This window comes from Thermodesulfobacteriota bacterium (assembly GCA_025062045.1).
Taxonomy (GTDB): domain Bacteria; phylum Desulfobacterota; class Syntrophorhabdia; order Syntrophorhabdales; family JANXAF01; genus JANXAF01.
Genome location: JANXAF010000021.1, coordinates 1 through 3,666 on the forward strand (window position 1 = coordinate 1; position 3,666 = coordinate 3,666).

At 43.6% G+C, this 3,666-nt stretch carries 4 protein-coding genes; 1 reads left to right on the forward strand and 3 read right to left on the reverse strand.

What is annotated here, in order from left to right; translation table 11 throughout:
• The 3 genes from NZ583_08925 to ruvX all read right to left on the reverse strand — a co-directional run.
• Positions 1 to 993, reverse strand: a 993-nt coding sequence (locus tag NZ583_08925) for an acetyl-CoA acetyltransferase (protein ID MCS7281715.1), incomplete at its 3' end; no start/stop codon positions are given.
• A 10-nt stretch (positions 994 to 1,003) separates the two neighbouring features.
• Positions 1,004 to 2,008, reverse strand: a complete 1,005-nt coding sequence (gene mltG, locus NZ583_08930; GenBank protein ID MCS7281716.1) for an endolytic transglycosylase MltG — start codon at positions 2,006 to 2,008, stop codon at positions 1,004 to 1,006.
• Positions 1,986 to 2,405, reverse strand: a complete 420-nt coding sequence (gene ruvX / locus NZ583_08935) for a Holliday junction resolvase RuvX (GenBank protein MCS7281717.1) — start codon at positions 2,403 to 2,405, stop codon at positions 1,986 to 1,988. The genes mltG and ruvX overlap by 23 nt, the downstream gene beginning before the upstream one ends.
• Before the next feature lie 178 nt (positions 2,406 to 2,583).
• Here ruvX and NZ583_08940 point away from each other — a divergent pair.
• Positions 2,584 to 3,666: hypothetical protein (locus NZ583_08940; GenBank protein ID MCS7281718.1), on the forward strand; the 1,083-nt coding region annotated here is incomplete at its 3' end.

Sequence of the window (3,666 nt, forward strand, 5' to 3'; positions counted from 1 at the left end):
GTTTACAGGAATGGGACCCTCTTTATAAGTCGCTTTCTCCCTGATTAACATCTTTCCTTCCCCTGGAGGGGCAAAGCCTAAGGCCTCATAAGCCATGATCTCAGCTATGGTAAAACAGTCGTGGACTTCCGCAACCTTTACATCTTTTGGTGTGATACCCGCCATCTTATACGCCTCTTGGGCAGCTATGTAGGCGACCCTGAGTCCTTTTGAGAAATCTGGCCTAGATGCCATATTTACAGCTTCGGACGCAGCACCAATACCCAAGATCCACACAGGCTTTTTCGATATGGCTTTAGCCTTCTCTTTGTTTGCAAGTATGACACAGGAACTCCCGTCCGCATTTGCGCAGGCATCTCCCACTCTTAGTGGCCACGAAACAACTTGGGCAAGTCTAGCGTTAGGATTTGTTGGATCGAAGTCTTCTGGGGTCACAGGCCTCCTATATACGGCCCTTTCATTTATCTGTCCATAAGTTGCAGACTTTATCCTCACATTCATTAGGTCTTCGAGTGTGACACCATTCTTTGCCATGTAAGCCTGCGCATATAGGGCGTAATATGCTGGCATCATAGTACCGAATGGAGATTCCCACTGTATATCCGCACCCCTTCCCATCCTTTCCTGTGATTCGGCAGATGTTATCTCAGACATCTTCTGAAAGCCTATGACGCAGACTATATCGTGGAGTCCAGCTTTGATGAGAGCATATGCGAGTCTTACCCCTGTTGAGCTAGAAGAACAGATCGTTTCAACGTAGCATGTCGGTTGAGGAATTAATCCCAAATACTCCGCTATGACACCTGCGGGAGACCTCTGTTTGTCGTACTCCGGTGCCGAGCAGATAATCGAGGCATCGATGTCCTTTGGAGAGATACCCGCATCCTCCATCGCTTCTCTGTACGCCTCAAATACTAGCTCCCTTATGGAGCCTTCGTAACCACGGACAAAACTACTTTGGCCTACTCCAATTACTGCTACATCCTTTGGCATACAAACCTCCTTAATTTAAGTTTTTATATCCCTTTCCCTGATAGATACTCACATATCTTTCGTGCTCTTTAAGATCCTTTGAGAATACGTGAGTTCCGTCATTTTTTGCGACAAAGTAAAGATAATCCACATCCGCAGGAAATATTGCCGCATCTATGGAGCTCGTACTAGGATTACATATGGGCCCCGGTGGAAGTCCTCTAAATGTGTAAGTATTGTACTCTGTTTTTCTCTTTAAGTCAGTTTTTGTTATTGGACCTTTCTTTTCGATTCCGTATAAGACTGTAGGGTCACACTCAAGAGGCATATTAAGCCTAAGCCTATTGTGGAACACAGCGGATATTAAAGGTTTTTCTTTTTCGATCTTCGCCTCTTTTTCGATAAGCGATGCAAGGGTCAAAATCTCGTGGATACCTAAACCTAGATCTTGCATTCTTTTTTTAATCCTTTCGTCTTGGAAGTACCTTAGCCTCCTCTGGACTATCCTTCGTATGAGATCCTCGAAGGCTATCTCTTTACTGTAATAGTAAGTGTCAGGAAAAAGGTAACCTTCAAGGGATGGGGATTGGATGTTAAGTTCTTTTAAAAAATTTTTGTCTTTTGCGAGTTTCAAAAAATCCTCTTTCTTTATATTTAGGTTCTCTTCGAGCATCCTTGCGCACTGAAAGATATCAGAACCCTCAATTATCTTCACGACGTATATCTTTCTTTTGCCCTTCCTCATCATATCTATGATCTTTAATATGGACATGTCCTTTGAGAACTCGTATTCTCCAGCAAAAAGTCTCTTCCCAAAAAGAAAAGATGCAAAGAAAAATAGGTACTTTGAGTTTATAAGCTCCTTCTCCTCTAGAAGCTTTGCGATATCGTAAACTCCAAGTCCCATTCTCAAAACTACTGTCACTTTATCATCTTCATTTAAACTTGAAGGAACGCTAATTAAAGCGAAGAAGAAAATTAGAATTGAAAGGCCAAAAAAAAGGGATGCGATCCTAATGTCTCTGGATACGTGCATCTAGGTATCCCTGGAGGATTATCTGGGCAGCAATCGTATCTATGTATCTTTTTCTCTTTCTGTGGTTTATGCCTTTAAGGTCCATTACCCTATGGGCTTCGTTCGTTGTAAACCTCTCATCCCAAAATACGATTGGAGCCTTGCACTTCTCTTCTATTTTTTTTGCGAAGACCTCTATATCTTTTCCTTTTTGCGAGATCCTCCCCTTCATATCCTTTGGGATCCCAACTACAATTTCAAAAACCCCGTATTCTTTTACAATTTTTTCGATCTCTTCTAAGTCCTCTTTTTCTCCTTTCCTTTCGTAAGTGTATAGACCAAGAGCGACAGATAAAGAGCTATCTGAGATTGCAAACCCAATCCTCTTTTCTCCCACATCTATTGCCAAAATTCGCATAGATACGTATTATAGCAATTTGCGAAGGATAATCAAGAACTTAAGGCTTTCCTTAAAACTTTTTAATTTTTTTCTTGACAAGGTCATCTCCCACTGCTATAAGATTAAAAAATTTTAAGCAAGGAGGTGGGAAGCTTTGAAGCACAAGAATCAAAAAAAATTCGAGAAAGGAGGTATTATGAGGAAGCTTTTAATCGTTTTAGCGATCCTAATTATTCCTGCAATCTCATTTGCAGGCGCTGTAACCACGAGATACGATGCCACAATTGGAGGCTATATCAAGGCTGAGTTCGGATATTCTGACCAGTTACGCGGTCAGTCGGGTCAGCTCCCATATAGGGAACCGATGCCTGGCTTTAAGCACTATGGAGAAGATTACGGAACGTATTTCTCGACTGCTGTCCAGACAAGGATAAACTTCCTGGTTAAGGGTCCTGACCTTAAGGGATTCAAAACACAGGCTTTTCTCGAAGGTGACTTTTACGCACCGACAGCCCAAGGAGAGTTCAGGTTAAGACATGCCCGCATCGAGTTACTAGGAAAGGATGTAATCTACACCATAGGGCAGACATCTCAGGTATTCGGAAGCATATACGGAACGTCGCAGGTTCTTCTTGTGACAGTTCCCTGGTTTTCAGCAGCTATGCCAGTTGGTGGAGCGAGAATGCCCCAGATAAACGCTGAGTACACTTATAAGAAGGACTTCAAGTTCCTAGTAGGTGCCTTCATAAATAACAGTATCGTCGGTCCGACAGGTACAGGCGACATCGACTCTTACACCATGGCCCAGCCTTATCTCCACGGTAGAATTATGTATACGACAGACAAGTGTGGAAGGATAGGGAGAGACCAGCTGACTTTCATGGCTACTGCTTTCTATGGAAGGGAAAAGAGGGTGTCTAAAACAGCCACCCCTCCTTTTGGATCCCCTAGCTTAGAAACTGTTCATCCCAGGTTCTACGATAAAAAGATCGATTCTTGGGGAGTCCATGGGAACCTCTTTGTCCCTGTGATCCCGGCCAAGAAGGATGACAAGACAGGCTCCGTAGGTTTCTCCATATTCGGGTTCACGATGCAGAATCCAGGAGACCAGGGAATCCCAACACCCATCTGGACACTTTACGCTCACGGTCGGGTATCGGTACCTAATTCCCAGGCTCCGTACATGAGGAAAGATGGTTCGTATGGTGCACCAGTTATATCTGGATGGGGTCCTCAGGCTTACGTTTATCTCACTGATAAGCTCCTTTTCAGCGCAAGC